Origin of the sequence: Cupriavidus sp. Met-2 (assembly GCF_049843575.1) — a bacterium.
GTDB lineage: Bacteria > Pseudomonadota > Gammaproteobacteria > Burkholderiales > Burkholderiaceae > Cupriavidus > Cupriavidus metallidurans.
The window spans coordinates 595,952-613,805 of sequence record NZ_JBBHZL010000001.1; the positions used below are offsets into that span (position 1 = coordinate 595,952).

The 17,854-nt window shown below is 62.5% G+C and carries 16 protein-coding genes and 1 tRNA gene; 13 read left to right on the forward strand and 4 right to left on the reverse strand.

What is annotated here, in order from left to right:
* The first annotated feature begins 150 nt into the window (after positions 1-150).
* From WD006_RS02745 to WD006_RS02795, 11 genes are all read left to right on the forward strand, one after another.
* A complete protein-coding gene (locus WD006_RS02745) occupies positions 151-999 on the forward strand; it encodes an ABC transporter substrate-binding protein (RefSeq protein ID WP_017515515.1) in 849 nt (282 codons plus the stop codon).
* A gap of 105 nt (positions 1,000-1,104) precedes the next feature.
* Positions 1,105-1,800, forward strand: a complete 696-nt coding sequence (locus WD006_RS02750) for an amino acid ABC transporter permease (RefSeq protein ID WP_008643604.1) — start codon at positions 1,105-1,107, stop codon at positions 1,798-1,800.
* A gap of 2 nt (positions 1,801-1,802) precedes the next feature.
* Entirely contained in the window at positions 1,803-2,495 is a 693-nt protein-coding gene (locus WD006_RS02755) for an amino acid ABC transporter permease (protein ID WP_286879688.1), read from the forward strand.
* Between the two features lie 2 nt (positions 2,496-2,497).
* Positions 2,498-3,247: an amino acid ABC transporter ATP-binding protein gene (locus WD006_RS02760; protein ID WP_011515544.1), complete on the forward strand. Its 750-nt coding sequence runs from the start codon at positions 2,498-2,500 to the stop codon at positions 3,245-3,247.
* 156 nt (positions 3,248-3,403) lie between these two features.
* Positions 3,404-4,699 (forward strand): replication-associated recombination protein A, encoded by a 1,296-nt coding sequence (locus tag WD006_RS02765; RefSeq protein ID WP_035832998.1) that lies wholly within the window; start codon positions 3,404-3,406, stop codon positions 4,697-4,699.
* A gap of 165 nt (positions 4,700-4,864) precedes the next feature.
* Positions 4,865-6,172: a serine--tRNA ligase gene (serS, locus tag WD006_RS02770; RefSeq protein WP_024570726.1), complete on the forward strand. Its 1,308-nt coding sequence runs from the start codon at positions 4,865-4,867 to the stop codon at positions 6,170-6,172.
* An 87-nt stretch (positions 6,173-6,259) separates the two neighbouring features.
* Positions 6,260-6,349: transfer RNA gene (locus tag WD006_RS02775), tRNA-Ser, on the forward strand.
* A 673-nt stretch (positions 6,350-7,022) separates the two neighbouring features.
* Positions 7,023-7,463, forward strand: coding sequence for a pilin (locus WD006_RS02780; protein WP_425648044.1), 441 nt, complete (start codon positions 7,023-7,025; stop codon positions 7,461-7,463).
* Positions 7,464-7,497: 34 nt separating this feature from the next.
* The gene (locus WD006_RS02785) at positions 7,498-7,968 is read left to right on the forward strand and encodes a pilin (RefSeq protein WP_186426348.1); all 471 of its coding nucleotides are present in this window, start codon (positions 7,498-7,500) and stop codon (positions 7,966-7,968) included.
* Positions 7,969-8,463: 495 nt separating this feature from the next.
* Complete coding sequence (locus WD006_RS02790) at positions 8,464-8,931, forward strand: prepilin-type N-terminal cleavage/methylation domain-containing protein (RefSeq protein ID WP_214608526.1); 468 nt, start codon at positions 8,464-8,466, stop codon at positions 8,929-8,931.
* Positions 8,932-8,965: 34 nt separating this feature from the next.
* A complete protein-coding gene (locus WD006_RS02795) occupies positions 8,966-9,436 on the forward strand; it encodes a pilin (RefSeq protein ID WP_186426348.1) in 471 nt (156 codons plus the stop codon).
* 126 nt (positions 9,437-9,562) lie between these two features.
* Here the strand turns inward: WD006_RS02795 and WD006_RS02800 are convergent, their stop codons facing one another.
* Positions 9,563-10,879 (reverse strand): hemolysin family protein, encoded by a 1,317-nt coding sequence (locus tag WD006_RS02800; protein ID WP_286879691.1) that lies wholly within the window; start codon positions 10,877-10,879, stop codon positions 9,563-9,565.
* 82 nt (positions 10,880-10,961) lie between these two features.
* Complete coding sequence (locus tag WD006_RS02805; protein ID WP_060784393.1) at positions 10,962-11,915, reverse strand: LysR substrate-binding domain-containing protein; 954 nt, start codon at positions 11,913-11,915, stop codon at positions 10,962-10,964.
* Positions 11,916-12,107: 192 nt separating this feature from the next.
* Between WD006_RS02805 and WD006_RS02810 the strand changes: the two genes are divergently transcribed.
* Both WD006_RS02810 and WD006_RS02815 read left to right on the forward strand, forming a co-directional pair.
* On the forward strand, positions 12,108-13,385 hold the full coding sequence (locus WD006_RS02810) for a D-amino acid dehydrogenase (RefSeq protein WP_286879692.1): 1,278 nt from the start codon (positions 12,108-12,110) through the stop codon (positions 13,383-13,385).
* Between the two features lie 88 nt (positions 13,386-13,473).
* On the forward strand, positions 13,474-14,382 hold the full coding sequence (locus WD006_RS02815; protein WP_017515503.1) for a glutamate/aspartate ABC transporter substrate-binding protein: 909 nt from the start codon (positions 13,474-13,476) through the stop codon (positions 14,380-14,382).
* A gap of 178 nt (positions 14,383-14,560) precedes the next feature.
* Here WD006_RS02815 and WD006_RS02820 read toward each other — a convergent pair whose 3' ends face one another.
* On the reverse strand, positions 14,561-15,037 hold the full coding sequence (locus WD006_RS02820; protein WP_286879693.1) for an SRPBCC family protein: 477 nt from the start codon (positions 15,035-15,037) through the stop codon (positions 14,561-14,563).
* A gap of 236 nt (positions 15,038-15,273) precedes the next feature.
* Positions 15,274-17,844 (reverse strand): cyanophycin synthetase, encoded by a 2,571-nt coding sequence (gene cphA, locus WD006_RS02825; RefSeq protein WP_286879695.1) that lies wholly within the window; start codon positions 17,842-17,844, stop codon positions 15,274-15,276.
* Between the last annotated feature and the right edge of the window lie 10 nt (positions 17,845-17,854).

Consider the following 17,854-nt stretch of genomic DNA (forward strand, 5'->3'; position numbering starts at 1 on the left):
GGCAGATTCGGCGCGAACTGTAGGGAAGCGGCGCAGTGTCCGCTGTCGCGCGGCGAAGATAGGGTTCGCCCCGACATCGAATCGGAAGCGTCACAAATAGACTATGTTTCTGCTGCACCCCACAAGACCTTCTTCAACCGAGGAGAGAATATGCAAGCAGACTTCAGGCGGAAACTCCGCCAGATCGCCGGCGTGGCAACGCTGTCCGCGCTTGCACTGAGCGCAGCACCGGCCAGTGCCGACCAAATCGCGGATATCAAGGCCAAGGGCCAACTGGTGTGCGGGGTACTTGGCACGGACGAGCCGTTCAGCTTCGTCGATCCGGCCACCCGCGAGATCGTGGGATACGACGTTGACATGTGCAATGCGGTGGCCAAGAGCCTTGGCGTGAAGCCGGTGCTCAAGCAGATCTCCGTGGCGGCCCGTCTGCCGGAGCTTCAGCAGGGCCACGTGGATCTGCTGGCGGCGTCGCTGACGCACAACAAGGAGCGCGAGTCGCAGATCGATTTCTCGCTGTCGACCTTCATCACCGGACAGAAGGCGATGGTGCGCAAGGAGAGCGGCATCACGACGCTGGGCCAGCTCGACGGCAAGAAGATCCTGACCGTCAAGGGTTCCACCATGGAATCCAATATTGCCGCCAAGATCAAGAATGCCACCGTGGTGTCGTTTGACAACAGCCCGCAGGCGCTGCTGGCGCTGGAGCAGGGCAAGGGTGTGGCGTATGTGAATGACGAGACGTCGCTGGTGAGCAACCTCGTGAAGCTCGGCCCCGCAGCCAAGGACTACACGCTGGTGCCTCAGTACCTGTCGAGCGAGCACCTCGCGCTGGGCATCAGGAAGGGCGAGACCGGGTTCCGCAACCAGGTCAACCAGGTGCTGAGCAAGATGGAAGCCGATGGCGACGCGCAAAAGCTCTACGACAAGTGGTTCGGGCCCAACACCAAGATGAAGTTCCCGCCGCGCGCGTTCAAGATCTCGACTGACAAGATCGACTGAGGCGCCAACCCCAGGCCCGGGCCAGGCCAGAGGAGTCCGGCTTGATCAACCCGGTCCGATAAACCTCCCCTGGCTGTCCGGCATCGCGCCGGACAGCCACATCCCATGCCCACCTTCAACCTGTCGATGTTGCTGTCGGGGCAGTATCACGAATGGCTGGTCAGCGGGTTCGTGATGTCCCTCAAGCTGTCGGTCATCGCGTTTGCCATATCGTTGCCGCTGGCTATCGTGATCGCCCTGCTGCGGCTTGCGCCGCTGGCGCCCCTGCGGGGATTGGGCCAGACCTATGTCGAGGCGATTCGCAACGTTCCGCTGCTGGCCCATATGCTGTTCTGGTATTTCGGCGCGCCGCAGCTGCTGCCGTTCGCGATCAAGAGCTGGTTGTACGAACACAACTACGAGGCCGTCAGCGCGCTGATCGCGCTGGTCCTGTACACCACGGCCTATATGGCGGAGGACATCCGCAGCGGCATTCGCTCCATCCCGAAAGAACAACTGGAAGCCAGCCGCGCGCTTGGTTTCAGCTTTCTGGCGTCGATGCGGCTGGTGGTGTTGCCGCAATCGCTGCGCATCACGGTGCCGCCGCTGGTGAACCAGATCCTGAATCTCTGGAAGAACTCGAGCATCGCGATGGTGATCGGCGTGGCCGAGCTGATGTACCAGGCGCAACAGGTGGAGAGCGCCACCTTCCGGGGCTTCGAGTCCTTCGCGTTCGCCACGCTGGCGTACCTGACCATATCGATGACGATCACGCTGTTCTCGCTCTGGTATCAACACCGGTTTCCGGTACGGAGCATGTAGCCATGCTCGACGTTCTGCAGAACTACGGACTTTATTTCCTGATCGGCCAGTATCCGAATGGCCCGCTGGGCGGGCTGGCGTTGACCGTGTTGCTGGCGGCGTCCGGGCTGGTGCTGGCGTTGCCGGTCGGCATCGTGCTGGGGCTGTGCCGCGTGAGCCCGTTCCGCTCGCTGCGTTGGCCGGCCACCGTCCTGATCTACGTCGTGCGCGGCACGCCGCTGCTGATGGTGGTGTTCTGGGCGTACTTCCTGCTGCCTTCGGTGACCGGGCATCGCACGCCGCAGTTCGCGACGATGCTGGTCGCGCTGGTGGTCTTCGACGGGGCCTATCTGGCGGAGATCGTGCGCGCCGGCATCCAGGGGCTGCCGCGCGGGCAGATGGAATGCGCGCGGTCGCTCGGCTTGTCGTATGCGCAGGCGATGGCGCTGGTCATCCTGCCGCAGGCACTGCGCAACATGCTGCCGTCGCTCGTGAACCAGCTTGTGTCGACGATCAAGGAGACGTCGCTCGGCTACATCATCAGCTTGCCGGAGGTCTCGTTCATCGCCGGGCAGATCAGCACGCAGATGCTGACCCAGGCCGCGCAGGTCTACCTGCTGCTGGCATTGAGCTATTTTGTCATGTGCTTCGGATTGACCCGTTGCGCCTATCTGCTCGAGCGCCGGCTCGCGGCACGCAACGCTGTGAAGGTGTAACCATGATCAGCATCGAACATGTCAGCAAGTGGTACGGCGATTACCAGGCGCTGGTCGATATCAACGAATCGGTGGCGAAGGCGGAAGTGGTCGTCGTGTGCGGGCCGTCGGGCTCGGGCAAGTCGACGCTGATCCGCACGCTGAACCGGCTCGAGGCCATCCAGAAGGGGCGGATCGTCGTGAACGGGCAGGACGTGCACGCGCGCAACGTGGACGTCAACGCACTGCGTAGTGGCATCGGCTTCGTCTTCCAGCAGTTCAACCTGTTTCCACACCTGACGGTGCTGGAGAACTGCACGCTGGCGCCCGTGCGGCTCAAGCGGATGTCGACACAGGAAGCGAAAGATTTTGCGATGAGCCTGTTGGAACGGGTGGGGCTGCCGCACAAGGCGTCGGCCTATCCGGGGCAGTTGTCTGGCGGCCAGCAACAGCGCGTGGCGATTGCCCGCGCGCTGGCAATGAAGCCACCGGTCATGCTGTTCGACGAACCGACGTCGGCGCTTGACCCCGAAATGGTCAACGAGGTGCTCCAGGTGATGAAGGGGCTCGCGCGCGACGGCATGACGATGGTCTGCGTCACCCACGAAATGGGCTTCGCGCGCGAGGTGGCGGACCGCGTGATCTTCATGGATCAGGGCGAGGTGCTCGAGCGCGCCACGCCGGAGCGCTTCTTCCAGAAGCCCGAGCATCCACGCGCGCAACGCTTCCTGGCCGATATCCGATCGCCTTGGGAGTCGGTTATCGCACCCTGATACCGGCAGGCCGGATGGCGTGGGGCGGGCCGCGGCAGGCGGCGCCGATGGTCTACACTGTGGCGTTCGCAAGCCGCTTCCGGCGGCCGCACCAGATTGAGAGGCCCTAGTACCGTGGCGGATTCGCTGTTCTCCGACCCCCCCGACCGTTCCCGAATGCCGCTGGCCGAGCGCCTGCGCCCGCGCAATATCGACGAAGTCATCGGCCAGCAGCACCTGCTCGGCCCGGGCAAGCCGCTGCGCGTGGCGTTCGAGTCGGGCGAGCCGCATTCGATGATCCTCTGGGGCCCGCCCGGCGTGGGCAAGACCACGCTGGCCCGGCTGATGGCCAATGCGTTCGATGCCGAGTTCATTGCCCTGTCGGCCGTGCTGTCGGGAGTCAAGGATATTCGCGAGGCGGTGGAACGGGCCGAGCAGTTCCGTGCGCATGGACGGCGCACCCTGGTGTTCGTCGACGAGGTGCATCGCTTCAACAAGAGCCAGCAGGACGCGTTCCTGCCGCACGTGGAAAGCGGGCTGTTCACGTTTATCGGCGCCACCACTGAGAATCCGTCGTTCGAGGTCAATGGCGCGTTGCTGTCTCGGGCGGCCGTCTACGTGCTCAAGAGCCTGAACGAAGACGAACTCAAGCAGCTCGTGCTGCGTGCCAGCGAGGAACTCGGTGGCATTCGCTGGGACGACGAGGCAATGGGCCTGATCGTCGCCTCGGCCGACGGCGATGGCCGCAAGCTGCTCAACAATATCGAGATCGTGGCGCGTGCGGCTCGCAATGCCGGTGTGGATGCGGTGGATACGGCGCTGTTGGGCAGCGCGCTATCGGAAAACCTGCGTCGTTTCGACAAGGGTGGCGACGCGTTCTACGACCAGATCAGCGCCTTGCACAAGTCCGTGCGTGGTTCCGACCCGGATGGCGCGCTGTACTGGTTCTGCCGGATGCTCGATGGTGGCGCCGACCCGCGTTACCTGGCGCGCCGGATCGTGCGGATGGCGTGGGAGGACATCGGCCTGGCCGATCCGCGCGCGGCACGGATCACGCTCGATGCCGCGGAGACCTACGAGCGGCTGGGATCGCCGGAAGGCGAGCTTGCATTGGCCCAGGCGCTGCTGTACCTGGCCGTGGCGCCAAAGTCGAACGCGGGCTACAACGCGTACAACGCGGCGCGTGCCTTTGTCGCCAAGGACAAGTCGCGGGCCGTGCCCGTGCATCTGCGCAACGCGCCGACAAAACTGATGAAGGAGCTTGGCTACGGCCATGCGTATCGCTATGCGCATGACGAGCCGGAAGCCTACGCAGCGGGCGAGCACTACCTGCCCGACGATCTGCGCAGCCAGGACTGGTACCAGCCCACGCCGCGCGGGCTGGAAGGCAAGATCGGCGACAAGCTGCGGCATCTGCGCGATCTGGACGACGCCTGGCATCGCGAGCAGCGCGGCAAGTCCGGCAAGGACTGAGCAGGGGGCGAGGGGAGAGCGGGGCGGCGAGCAGGGACCCGGATAACTCCCAAAGTGTGGAGCAGACGGCAAAATCCAGCCGGATTTGCTCCCGGCGGGTAGTGCCAGTGCAGTAAAATGTTCCGTTCGCCGGCATGTTGCCGGCACTGCACATGACCAAGCAACATGCTCGACATCCAGCTGCTCCGCAAAGACATCGACGCCGTGGCCCAGCGCCTCGCCACGCGCGGTTTTCAACTCGATGTGGCCCTGTTCCAGGCCCTTGAGGCCGAACGCAAGCAACTGCAGACCCAGACCGAGGATCTGCAGGCGCGCCGCAACAGCCTCTCCAAGCAGATCGGGATGCTCAAGGGCAAGGGCGAAGACGCCTCGGGCCCGATGGCCGAAGTGGCCGGTATCGGCGACACGCTGAAGGCATCCGCCCAGCGCCTGGCCGAAATCCAGGACCAGATCAGCGACGCGATGCTCTCGATCCCGAACCTGCCGCACGAAAGCGTGCCGACGGGCAAGGACGAAACCGAGAACGTCGAAGTGCGCCGCGTGGGCACGCCGCGCACGTTCGATTTCGAGATCAAGGATCACGTGGATGTCGGCGCCCGTCTCGGCCTGGATTTCGAGACGGCCACGAAGGTCACTGGCTCGCGCTTCGCCTTCCTGCGGGGTGGCGTGGCACGCATGCATCGCGCGCTGGTCCAGCTCATGGTGGACACGCACACGCTTGAACATGGCTACACCGAGATGTACGTGCCGTACATCGTCAATGCCGCGTCGATGCGCGGTACCGGCCAGCTGCCGAAGTTCGAGGACGACCTGTTCAAGGTGCCGCGCAAGGTCGGCGGTGAGGATGGCCAGGACGCTATCGAGAACTTCTACCTGATCCCGACCGCCGAAGTGCCGCTGACCAACATGGTCCGCGACGCGATCGTTGCCGCGGAAAAACTGCCGCTGCGCTTCGTGGCCCACACGCCATGCTTCCGTTCGGAAGCCGGCTCGTACGGCAAGGACACGCGCGGCATGATCCGCCAGCATCAGTTCGACAAGGTCGAGATGGTGCAGGTGGTGCCGTCCGAGCAGTCGATGGACGCGCTCGAGCAGATGACTGGTCACGCCGAAACGATCCTGAAGAAGCTCGAGTTGCCGTTCCGTACCGTCGTGCTGTGCACGGGCGACATGGGCTTCGGCAGCACCAAGACCTACGACATCGAAGTGTGGATTCCAGCGCAGAACACGTACCGCGAAATCAGCTCGTGCTCGAGCATGGGCGACTTCCAGGCGCGCCGCATGCAGGCACGTATGCGCGCCGGACAGGGCAAGCCGGAACTGGTGCACACGCTGAACGGCTCCGGCCTGGCCGTGGGCCGCACGCTGGTGGCGATCCTGGAGAACTACCAGAACGCAGACGGTTCGGTGACGGTGCCGAAGGCGCTGCAACCGTACATGGGCGGCATCACGCGTCTGGAACCGGAAGCGTAAAAATAGTTACAGAAGGGGCTTGCGCTCCGGATATGGATATCCCTATAATCTTGGTTTCGCCGCTAACGCAGCGACGACCAAGTTACCGGAGAGGTGGCAGAGTGGTCGAATGTACCTGACTCGAAATCAGGCGTACCGGCGACGGTACCGTGGGTTCGAATCCCACCCTCTCCGCCAAACAAAAAGCTGCTGACGGATTCGACCACCAGCAGACAAAAACAGCGTAGTAAAACTAAGAACCGACGTTTGCGAAAGCAACGTCGGTTTTGTTTTTTGCGCCCCACATAACAGACTCATAGAAGCCCGACAAAGATTGCCCACTCAACTCGTATGAGGCGGTGTCTTAGTCGGATGCACATGAGTAGGCGCTCAAGAGCAAGAAACGCACATACGAACCAGCGCACTGCGCGAAGTAGGTGTCCGCTCAAATTACTCTGAGAAGCGGCCGGACGGTAGGCCTCGAAGGGATGCTCGCGAGGACTCGATCAGGCGGTAGCGTTGTCGCCAGCAAGCTCAATCGCATCGCGCGATTTCTCAAATGCCGGGGTAAGCGTTTACAACCCAAGAGTGCGCAGCTAGCTGAGGGTCAAGCTAAGAGCAAGTAGCTAAGATCTGGCCCAAGTTCGTCAAAGTGACAGATTTTGTCACTTGCGCTTCATTAAAAGTGACAGTGTTTGTCAAAAATTACTCAAGTGCTGTGTGCGACGGTGCCAGATTTTGTCAGCAATCGGGTGTTGAGCGGCGCTTCCAATGCTGGCGCAAAGCTTGCTTTGTTGGCTTTGTGGCACTTTTGCTGCCGATGAAAAATCTCTTCAAGGGGTCAAATCACATGCAACGGGTACAAATGAAAATGCTGGGCCGTCGTGCCCAGAAGGGCTTCACGCTGATCGAACTGATGATTGTCGTCGCGATCATCGGTATTCTGGCCGCCATCGCAATCCCGCAGTACCAGGATTACACGCAGCGTACGAAGGCGAACGGCGCGGTCGCGGGCCTGGAAAGCTTCAAGACCTCTATTGCGATGTGCTCCCAAGAGCTGGGAACTCTCACTGGCTGTGATGCTGGTTCGAACAACGTTCCGGCCATTCCCGCTGGCACTGCGGCCGATCCGCTGCCGAAGTACGTAACGGGTATCACTTCCATCAAGTCGGGCATTATTATTGCGACCCTGGAAGCGACCGATTCGACAGGCGCGGCAGATACGCTGACGCCGACCGTCAACGCGACCAATGTCACCTGGGTTGCTACTGGCACGGCTTGCGATAACGGCAAGCGAGGCCTCAAGTGCTGATCTAGTATTTGGCAAATCGGGGCGCGAACGCGACATGCAATCAACACCTGACCGTGAACTCGTGAAAACCAGCAAGGGCTTCACACTGATCGAACTTATGATCGTGGTGGCAATTATTGGGATTTTGACGGCGATCGCGCTCCCCCAGTATCAGGACTACACGCAAAGAACAAAAGCCAACGGTGCAGTGATCGCACTCGCTGGCTTTAAGACTGCAATCTCGATGTGCTCACAAAGCAACGGTACGCTTGTCGGTTGCAACGCTGGCGCGAACGGAATTCCAGCGATCCCTGCTGGCACTGCAGTTGATCCGCTGCCAGAGTATGTTCAATCCATTGCGTCAATTTCTAACGGTGCTATCAGCGCAACGCTGGATGCAACCGATTCCACGGGTACGGCAGAAACTCTGGTTCTAACCCCGATTTCCGGAACGAGCGGTATCAACATTACTTGGGTCGCAAGTGGCACTGCATGTGACGGTGGTGTTCGCGGTTTGAAGTGCTAGTCGAGGTGCAGTTTCCACCCGCGTACGACCGGGGTTGTAGAGTTGGAGGCGCTTTCTCGGGCGCCTCTTTCATTTGGGGGGCTATGCTGCGCTGTCTTTCCCAAGCGCAGTTGAATATGTTGCATCACTGGATGGGGAGTTGGTCGATCGGCTCTTTGAGCGGATGATGCCTGCCGCACTGCTGCCTACGGTGCGCGAGGCGGAGGATCCGATAGCAAGTGTTAGGCGAATGCGTAGTCATGTAAAACAGGCAATGCCGTTGCAGTCCAACCGTTGACGATCCGAAGGGGTGGACGTAAGTGACGAAAATTGTCACTCTCGGCTCATTGATATGACAGAAATTGTCACCTCTAACTCAGATACGGTATGCCGCAGTGCCAAAATTTGGCGAAAATATAACATATAGATCACATTTGCCTCTGGCACGATGCATGCTATATCAAGCTTGCAGCACTTTTGCTGCCGATGAAAAATCTCTTCAAGGGGTCAAATCACATGCAACGGGTACAAATGAAAATGCTGGGCCGTCGTGCCCAGAAGGGCTTCACGCTGATCGAACTGATGATTGTCGTCGCGATCATCGGTATTCTGGCCGCCATCGCAATCCCGCAGTACCAGGATTACACGCAGCGTACGAAGGCGAACGGCGCGGTCGCGGGCCTGGAAAGCTTCAAGACCTCTATTGCGATGTGCTCCCAAGAGCTGGGAACTCTCACTGGCTGTGATGCTGGTTCGAACAACGTTCCGGCCATTCCCGCTGGCACTGCGGCCGATCCGCTGCCGAAGTACGTAACGGGTATCACTTCCATCAAGTCGGGCATTATTATTGCGACCCTGGAAGCGACCGATTCGACAGGCGCGGCAGATACGCTGACGCTGACGCCGACCGTCAACGCGACCAATGTCACCTGGGTTGCTACTGGCACGGCTTGCGATAACGGCAAGCGAGGCCTCAAGTGCTGATCTAGTATTTGGCAAATCGGGGCGCGAACGCGACATGCAATCAACACCTGACCGTGAACTCGTGAAAACCAGCAAGGGCTTCACACTGATCGAACTTATGATCGTGGTGGCAATTATTGGGATTTTGACGGCGATCGCGCTCCCCCAGTATCAGGACTACACGCAAAGAACAAAAGCCAACGGTGCAGTGATCGCACTCGCTGGCTTTAAGACTGCAATCTCGATGTGCTCACAAAGCAACGGTACGCTTGTCGGTTGCAACGCTGGCGCGAACGGAATTCCAGCGATCCCTGCTGGCACTGCAGTTGATCCGCTGCCAGAGTATGTTCAATCCATTGCGTCAATTTCTAACGGTGCTATCAGCGCAACGCTGGATGCAACCGATTCCACGGGTACGGCAGAAACTCTGGTTCTAACCCCGATTTCCGGAACGAGCGGTATCAACATTACTTGGGTCGCAAGTGGCACTGCATGTGACGGTGGTGTTCGCGGTTTGAAGTGCTAGTCGAGGTGCAGTTTCCACCCGCGTACGACCGGGGTTGTAGAGTTGGAGGCGCTTTCTCGGGCGCCTCTTTCATTTGGGGGGCAAACCGTAGGAAAGCCTAATTCCATTCCCATCAAGTGGTCTCTGCTATTGACCGACAGGCGCAGTCTGCGAAGCACTCGCTGGCAGCCTTGAAACCAGCAACTGGTCGATCTTGTGATGGTCGATGTCGACCACCTCAAACCGGAAGCCCGCCACGGTGATCGCTTCCGACTTCTTCGGGATCCGCTTTAGCGAGTAGATCACCAGGCCGGCTGCTGTATCTACATAGTCTTCGCCAGGCAGCACGTCGATATCCAGTGCCTTCTTCAGGTCGACCAGCGGCGTCAGGCCGTCGACCAGCCACGAAGATTCGTCACGGCGCACGATCTGTTCGTCTTCGTTCGAGTAGAGGATGTCACCCATCAGCGCGCCGACGATGTCGTCCAGCGTGACGATGCCCACCACCAGCCCGTACTCGTTCATTACCACCGCAAAATTCTCATGCATCTCGCGGAAGCGGGTCAGTGACTCCGAGAGTGTCAGCGTGTCCGGGATCACCAGCACGTTCTTGTCGTAGTGTTTGCCGATGCTGTCCAATGCTGCGCCGCTTTCATCGGCCAGCAGCAGTTGCAGGATGACCTTCGACTCCATATAGCCCAGCACGTCGTCGATATTCTTGCCGCACACCGGGTATTGTGCGTGCGGTTGCTTGACCAGCTTGCGGCGCAGGCCGTCGGCGGTGTCGTCGAGGGTCAGGAAGACCACGTCGTCGCGCTGGGTCATGATGGCCGTGATCGGCTTCGAATCGAGTTCGAACACGTTTTCGATCAGATGCAGTTCGTGCTTGTGCAGCACCCCGGCCTCGGCGCCGGCATCGACCATGGCGGCGATATCCTCGGTGGTGATCTGATCGACCGGCTTGGTGGGAATGCCGAACAGCTTGAGCGTGGCATCGGCTGCTGCATTGAACACCCAGACCACGGGCTTGAACAGCTTGAGCAGCGTCAGCATCGGGCCGATCACCTGCACCGCGCACGCTTCGGGGAAGGTCATGGCGATGCGTTTGGGGATCAGGTCCGCGAACTGGATAAACAGCAGCGTGACGATCAGGAACGAGCTGACATTGGCGATGCGCTGTGCCATGCCGGCATCGAGGTACGCACTCAGGAATCCGTAGACGAGATCCGAGACATGCTTCTCACCGAGGATACCGGCCAGGATCGCCACGCTGTTGACGCCGATCTGTACCACCGTGAAGAAGTTGCCGGGCTCCTCCTTGAGCAGCAATACCTTGGTCGCGCGGTGGTCGCCGCGTTCAGACAGGACTTGGAGCTTGGTGCGGCGGGCGGCGGTCAAGGCGATCTCGGAGATCGAAAAGAACGCGCTTACCACCACGAGAAGGGTCAGGATCAGTACGAACATAAGTTATTCACGCGCCGATCTGGGCGTGTTGATATTGGTGCACAGGCGGGGGCCTGTCAATTGTCTGGTAAATGTCTGCCAGTCAGCGCGGGGCAGGATCAAACTGGACGACGGGCGAATCCAGACGATCGTCGAGCGTGGCGGCCAGCGCCGAGGCGGCGGCCGCGAACTGTGCCCGCATATCATCGACCAGGCTCGATTTGCCACGATGGGTGGCGCGCAGCATCTGGATTTCGAACGGCAATTCGGGTTGCACGTCGTGCAGCGCGACATTGGCCGGATTGGCGCTCAACGCGGTGTACTGGTCGAGCAGCGTGACGCCCAGGCCCGCATCCACCAGGGCCAGTGCGAGGGAATAGGTTTGGACCTCGAGCGTCGAATGTGGTTCCAGCGCGTGACGGGCCAGCGTTTGCCGGACCAGCAGCCCCAGCGAGCTGTCGTCGTCATAGCCGATGAACGGCCGCTCCATCAGCTTGCGGATCGACACGATGCCGCGCCGGCCGCCCGAGGGCAGTGCCTGCGGGCGCGGCACTGCCAGCAGCATTCGCCCGGCGGCCACCGGCTCGCTGGTGATTGCCTCGTGCCTGGGCGGCGAAAAGGCAAAGCCCACGTCGATCTGGTTGGCCAGCAGCGCCTCGACAATCTCGCTCGTATGGTGCGTCAGCACCTGAACCTGCGTTTCCGGATGCCGCGCGCAGAAGCGGCGCACCGCCGGCACCAGCAGCGGGTTGGCCAGGCTCGGCGTGGCGGCCACGCGCAGGCGCCCCGTGCCCTTGTGGCGCAGGCTTTCCGATACGCGCCGCACACGCTCGATCTCACCATATAGCCTTTCGACATCGCCATAGAGCGCAAGCGCTTCCGGCGTCGGCTGCAGCCTGCCGCGCTGGCGATCGAACAGGCGGAAGCCCAGCGACGATTCCGCATGCTGCAGTACCCGGCTTACCACGGGCTGGGACACATGGAGCAGGCGCGCCGCCTCGCTGACGGTACCGGTCAGCATCACGGCGCGGAACACTTCAATCTGGCGCAGGCGCATGGTTCTGGTGCGGGGGAATGGTCGCGCTGGTGTTCGTGTTGGTGCGGGAAATGGTGCTCCGCACTACGGGTAGACCCGGGTGGCGGGCCCCTATAGCTTGAGGACATATTCTGGCACGTATTGGCATTGGGCAAGCCGCGCCGGGTGCTCTACGCTCTGGCCCATCGTTTGAACAGGACGCAAGGCAAGCGGATGCGCATAGCGATCGTGGGTGCCGGTGTGGTCGGCATGACCTCCGCGTGGCGGTTGGCCAACGATGGTCACGAAGTCACCGTGGTCGAGCGCCATGATGGTCCGGGCGAGGAAACCAGCTTCGCCAACGGCGGCCAGCTCAGCTACAGCTATGTGGCGCCGCTGGCCGGGCCGGGCGTGTTGTCGAAGGTGCCGGGCTGGTTGCTGGATCGCGATTCACCGATGCGCTTCCGGCCATCCATGGACCCGTCGCAATGGCGCTGGCTGCTGGCTTTCGCTCTGGCGTGCAATGCATCGGCGAGCGAGGCCGCCACGCGCAAGCTACTGCGCCTGTCGTTCTACTCGCGCGATCTGATGCAGGCTTTCGTCGATCGTCCGGACGCGCGGCAGGAGGGCGGTGGTTTCGATTTCGCGCGTAGCGGCAAGCTGATCGTGCACCGTGATGCGGCGGCCTACGAATCGGCCTGTCGCCTGCTCGACTACCAGGCCAACCTTGGTTGCGAACAGCAGGCATTGGATCGCGATGCCACGGTTGCGCTGGAGCCGGCGTTGGCCGGCATTCGGCAGGGCATCGTCGGTGCGATCCACACGCCGAGCGAGGAAGTGGGCGATTGCCATCGCTTCTGCGTGTCGCTGGCCCATCTGTTGCAAGGCAGGCCGGGTGTCACGCTGCGCTTCGGCACGCGTGTGACCGGACTGGTGCGTGCGGGGGACCGCGTGACGGGCCTGCGCACCGATGCGGGTGATATCCGCGCCGATGCGGTGATCGTGTCGGGCGGCATCGGCAGCGTGCCGTTGCTCAAGCCGCTCGGTGTGCGGCCGATGCTGTGGCCGCTGAAGGGGTACAGCATCACGGTGCCGATCAGGCAGGGCGTGCTGGCGCCGCGTATCAGCGTGACGGACTTCGCCAACAAGATCGTCTATGCGCGCATCGGCGATACGCTGCGTGTAGCGGGGATGGCGGATATCGTGCGCGGCGGCGCGGTGATCGACCGCGAGCGCGCGCAGACGCTGGTCACGCAGACGCGTGCGGTGTTTGGCGACGTGAGCCATGGCGCGGACCTTGATGCATTGCAGCCGTGGGCCGGCCTGCGTCCGGCCACGCCCACGGGTTTGCCGATGATCGGCGAATCACGCATTCGCGGTCTGTGGCTGAACCTTGGCCACGGCGCGCTGGGTTTCACGCTGGCCATGGGCAGCGCGGGTGTGCTGGCCGATCGGATGGCTGGCCGCAGGCCGGTGGTGGATGCCGAAGATTTCAGTGCAGCGCTCGCATAGTCATTCTCGCGGGCGCACACGGGTTGTGCTGGAAGTCGCAGTTTGAGAGTCGTGCCATTAAATCAAGCCCCAACCAAGGAGCCGAACCATGAAGTCACTGTCCGTCCGTCCGACCCCCGTCACCCGCCTGCTGGCCGCCGCTGCGCTGCTCTGCGCCGCTGCCGGTGCACATGCCGCCGATGGCGATACGCTGAAGAAGATCAAGGACAGCGGTGTGATCTCGCTCGGTTACCGCGAGTCGTCGATTCCGTTCTCGTACTCGGATGGCAAGGAGGTGATGGGTTACTCCCATGACTACCTGCTGGCGATCGTCGACAAGGTGAAGGCGACACTGAACATGCCGAACCTGCAGGTCAAGCTGACGCCGATCACGTCGCAGAACCGCATCCCGCTGATGCAGAACGGCACCATCGACATCGAGTGCGGCAGCACCACGAATAACCTCGAGCGCCAGAAGCAGGTGGCATTTTCGAACAGCCTGTTTATCTACGGCATCCGGATGCTGACGAAGAAGGATTCGGGTGTCACGGACTTCCCGCAGCTCAAGGACAAGAACGTGGTGACCACGGCTGGCACCACCGGCGAGCGCCTGCTGGTCAAGATGAACGGCGAAGGCATGAACATGAACCTGACCAGCGCCAAGGATCACGGCCAGGCGTTCCTGATTCTCGAGACCGGTCGCGCTGCTGCGTTCGTGATGGACGAGCCGCTGCTGTACGGCGAGCGCACCAAGGCCAAGAATGCTGCTGAGTGGGTGGTCGCTGGCAAGCCGCTGCAGACCGAGAACTACGCCTGCATGTTCCGCAAGGACGATCCGTCGTTCAAGAAACTGGTGGATGGCGTGGTGGCGGACATCATGACCAGCGGCCGCGGCGAGAAGCTCTACGCGAAGTGGTTCCAGTCGCCGATCCCGCCGCGCAACATCAATATGAATTACCCGCTGTCGCCGGACATGAAGCAACTGTTTGCCGAGCCGAACGACAAGGCATTCCAGTAAGGCCCATCAGTCGCTTGTATCGCGATTTGCGCGGGGTGTTCCTTCCGTCTGGTCAATGTTGACATGTTGACGTGGAAGGGGAGGAGAGGGCCGATGCATCCAGAACAACAGCGTGCCGTACACCGGCACATCAGCATCGCGCCCTCTTCTCATTTTTTTCCCGCACGCCGATGACAGATCACTGATCCGGCGCGGGCGGCGGCTGTGGCGTCTCGAGCTTGAGCCGGCGTCCCGTTTCAAGCCATGTCTTCAGGCCTGCCACGATCATCGGCCAGCCGTTGCGGCCGCCCTGCAGGATCTGTTCGTCAACCGGCTCCCGATGGGTCTCGCTGACGGTCAGTCGTACGGCCTCGTCACCGAGCGCGTCGATTTGCCAGGTGACGATCACTTCCGGTAGTTGCCGGAATGCCTCGAGCCATTCCACGCGCCATGTGACGGACAACCGGTAAGGCGCGTCGGCGGTCAGCACCACGCCCTGCGAATCGATTTGACCATCTTCCATGCGTAGCACGAACGGGCTGTCGACTTTCCAATCGGATTCGACGCGTCGGCCGAAGAAGTACTGCGTGCTTTGCGTGGGGTCGGTCAGCGCACCCCAGACTTGCTCCGGCGTGGCGGCGATGTAGGTGACGACGACGGTCTGCGGAATAGCCATGTGGAATCTCCTCGATGACGGGCGGAGCAGGGGCCGTCAGGGTAACGATGGGGAGGAGGGATACTGTCGCACCGAATGATGGTGGACGGCAAGCGGGTGAGAGTCGGGGGGAGGGCTTGTGGTTCCGGCAACGTTACGTCGTTGTTGAGCCGGAAAGCCCGCTTCCACGGCCCCTCTCCCGCCTGGCGGAAGAGGGGGCAAGCCACGTAGCGGCTGATTCGGCCGAATCAGCCGAATCAGTTGCCCGCGACGCGCTTTGCGATGTGGTCGAGCGCTTCTTCCACCTGGTCGATCAAGATCAGGCACAGGTCGCCCGGCTGCAGATGGCTCAGTGCCGTGTCGATGGCGACGAACTCGCCGCGGATCTCCTCGACATGGCTCGTGCGCTGGGCGCCTTGCAGGCCTTCGCGCAGCAGCGCCAGTACCTCGCCATCCTCGCGGCCGCGCTGGCACTGGTCCTGATACAGCACCACCTCGTCGAACACGCCGCCCAGGATTTGCGTCTGCTTGCGGATGTCCTCGTCGCGTCGGTCGCCCGCGCCGCTGATCACCACCACGCGTCGCTTCGACGGCATGGTCTCCACGGCATTGCACAGCGCCTGGATGGCGTCGGGGTTGTGGCCGTAGTCGGCGATCAGCGTGGCGCCCTTGTAGTCGAACACGTTGAAGCGGCCCGGGGCCGTCGCGGCGTCGTTGACGAAGGTGGCCAGCGCGCGGCGGATCACCGCCCAGTCGATGCCAAGCGCCCAGGCGGCGGCGATCGACGACATCGCGTTTTCCACCTGGAAGCCGATCGAGCCATTGCGCGTGAGCGGGATGTCCGCCAGCGGGATGCGCACTTCGGTGTCGCCTTCGGTCGCCACGATCTGGTCGCCCTCGACGAACACCACGCGCCTGCCTTGCGCGCGATGCAGCGCCATCGTTGGCAGACCGGCATCGTGCGCGAAGAACGTCACGGTGCCCGGGCAGGCATCGGCCATGCGCACCACCATTTCGTCCGCGGCGTTGAGCACGGCCATCCCGTGCGGTGCCACGTTCTGCACGATCACGCTCTTCAGCACGGCCAGGTCCTCGACGGTGCTGATGTACGACAGGCCCAGGTGATCGCCTTCGCCAACGTTGGTCACCACGGCCACGTCGCAGCGGTCGAATGCCAGGCCTTCGCGCAGCAGGCCACCGCGCGCGGTTTCGAACACGGCGGCGTCCACGTCCGGGTGCAGCAGCACGTTGCGCGCGCTGCGCGGGCCGCTGCAGTCACCGGTATCGATGCGTTCGCCCTGGATGTACACGCCGTCGGTACCCGTCATGCCCATGCGCAGGCCGTTGGAGGCCAGGATATGGGTGATCAGGCGCACCGTGGTGGTCTTTCCGTTGGTGCCCGAGACCGCAACCACCGGGATGCGGCCATCGTCGCCATCGGCGAACATGGTCGAGATGATGGCTTCGCCGACCGCGCGACCTTTGCCGTACGACGGCTGCAGGTGCATGCGCAGGCCCGGCGCGGCATTGACTTCGACGATGCCGCCGGCCTGCTCTTCGAACGGCTTGAGCATCGTTTCACAGACCGCGTCGACGCCGCAGATGTCCAGACCGACCATTTGCGCGGCCGCCACGGCGCGCGCGGCGATGTCTGGATGCACGTCGTCGGTGACGTCGGTGGCGCTGCCGCCGGTCGACAGGTTCGCGTTGTTGCGCAGGACCACGCGGGTGCCCTTGGCCGGCACGGCGTCGGCGCTCAGGCCCTGCTTGGCCAGCGTGGCCAGCGCGATATCGTCGAAGCGGATCTTCGTCAGCGACGTGGCATGACCCTCGCCACGGCGCGGGTCGCGGTTCACTTCTTCCACGAGCTGGCGCACGGTGTGCACCCCGTCGCCAATCACCTGCGGCGGATCGCGGCGGGCGGCGGCCACCAGGTGCTTGCCCACCACGAGCAGGCGGAAGTCGTGACCGGGGATGTAGCGCTCGACGAGCACGTCCGAGGAAATATCGGCGGCCACTTCATAAGCCGTCATCACTTCCTCGCGCGTGCGGATGCGCACGGCCACGCCCTTGCCCTGGTTGCCGTCGCGCGGCTTGACCACCACCGGACCGTTGATTTCCTGCGCGGCGGCCCATGCCTCTTCGGCGCTGGAGACCGAGCGGCCCATCGGCACCGGCACACCTGCCGCGTGCAGCAGGCTCTTGGTGAGTTCCTTGTCCTGCGCGATGGATTCGGACACCGCGCTGGTCATGTCGGTCTCGGCGGCCTGGATGCGGCGCTGCTTGCTGCCCCAGCCAAACTGGACCATCGAGCCCTGCGTCAGGCGGCGATACGGAATGCCACGCGCCACGGCGGCGTAGACGATCGAGCCCGTGCTCGGACCCAGGCGCACATCTTCGTCGAGCTCACGCAGGCGATGCAGGGCATCGTCCAGGTCGAAGGGCAGGTCGTCGCGCGCGGCGATGCAAAGCTGCTCGGCCAGATTGAATGCCAGACGGCCCACTTCCTCTTCGCTGTACTGCACCACCACCTGATAGGTGCCGGGTTCGAGCGTCGGTGCGGTGTGGCTGAACGTCACCGGGCAGCCGGCCGCGGCTTGCAGGCCCAGGGCTGCCACTTCGAGCACATGCGCCATCGAGGGCGATCCGGCCTCATCGTCCGGGCGCAGCGGGCCGATGCCCGGAAAACGCCCGCGCAGGCGGTCTTCGAAACCGGGCAGCTCGGCCAGCCGAAGGGACTTGTCCGAGCACGCCACGATGGCTTCGATGGCTGTGTGACGACACCAGAGGTTCGGGCCACGCAGGGCCCGGATGCGAGAAACTTCCATAGAATCAGTT